Annotated in this window: 2 protein-coding genes and 1 pseudogene; all 3 read right to left on the minus strand. The window is 32.1% G+C overall.

The features are described from left to right. The coding region (locus tag DIU01_RS05435) for a DUF4266 domain-containing protein (protein WP_290832369.1) at positions 1–151 on the minus strand (151 nt) is incomplete at its 3' end. A gap of 4 nt (positions 152–155) precedes the next feature. Beyond that, a complete protein-coding gene (locus tag DIU01_RS05440) occupies positions 156–1,139 on the minus strand; it encodes an FAD:protein FMN transferase (protein ID WP_290832261.1) in 984 nt (327 codons plus the stop codon). 4 nt (positions 1,140–1,143) lie between these two features. Beyond that, a pseudogene (locus DIU01_RS05445) lies at positions 1,144–1,351 on the minus strand (thioredoxin family protein); the annotation flags it as partial.

A 1,351-nucleotide genomic window follows, 5' to 3' on the forward strand; every position in this document is an offset into this window, starting at 1 on the left:
AAACTTGGAAAGTAGTTTCGTAGCGCTCGGCCGTTTTTGCAGAAAGTTTCATTTCTGGATCGTTTAGTTTTTCTTTTTCGTATTCTTTTACTGAAGTACACGATTGTAATGTCAGTACTAATAGGATAGCAAAACTGATTTTCTTAATCATAATGTTATAATTTATATTTTTTAATATCGATGCCTTTCGATGCATGGATTTTGCCTTTATCATCAACGATAATGCATTCAATTCCTTTTAATTGGTTTACTAAATCCAATCCTACTTCTACTCCAAGAACGAAAATTCCTGTTGCTAGAGCATCGGCAATTTCGGTTTGTTTTGCAAATACAGAAACACTTACAATACCAGTTGCAGGATAACCTGTTCTTGGATCTATAATATGTGAGTATCGAATTCCGTTGAAGGTTACAAATTTTTCATAGTTTCCAGAGGTTTCAACTGCACTATTATCTAAAGGAAATGTTGCAAATACTTTGTTTTTATTCATCGGATTTACAATTCCAACCGTCCAAAGATCGCCGTTAGGTTGTTTTCCCCAAGTATTGATATCGCCTGAAACATTTACTAATCCCGAATTACAACCTTTAGATTGCAATAAATCTTTCACTTTGTCGGCAATATAGCCTTGACCAATTCCGCCTAAACCCAATTTCATTCCGCTTAATTTCAAGAAAATGGTTTTGTTTTCTTTATCAAGAATAATATTTTGATAACCAATTTTTTCAACCGATTTTTTTATGGCTTCTGGCGTTGGCATTTCTTTCATGCTTCCGTCAAATTTCCATATTTTATCCATTGAAGCATAAGAAATATCGAAAGCACCGTTGGTTAATTTTGAAATTTTAATAGCTCTTTCAACCAAATCAAAAACTTCTTGATCGACTTTTACAGGTTGAATTCCTGCATTTTTATTGATTTCAGATATTTGAGTAGTCGGAATCCAATCGGAAATTAAATTCTCAATTCGTTTAACTTCGTTTATTGCTAGATTACTGTATTCATTAGCCTTAATAGAATCGTTTGCTACAACTGAAATCTCAAACGGACTTCCAAGCATGGCCAATTTTTTCTTATAAATCGTTTGACTATAAGAAGAAATTGTTGCCAATAAAACTATAACTAAATACTTTTTCATTGTTTTACAAAGAATTTAAAAGCTTAACATATTGCTCTGCAGAAACATTTTTAAAGCCAGTCATTCCTTTTACTTTGCCATTTTTGTCAAGCTTTACAACTAAAGGAAAATTACCTTCTTTATTATATTTCTCTGCTAATTTTTTATTGTTTTCTGTAAGTTGGGCCGAAAGCTGATTGGCTTTCTTTTTAGGAAAATCGGCTTTTATCAAT

Source organism: Flavobacterium sp. (assembly GCF_003525665.1).
GTDB lineage: Bacteria > Bacteroidota > Bacteroidia > Flavobacteriales > Flavobacteriaceae > Flavobacterium.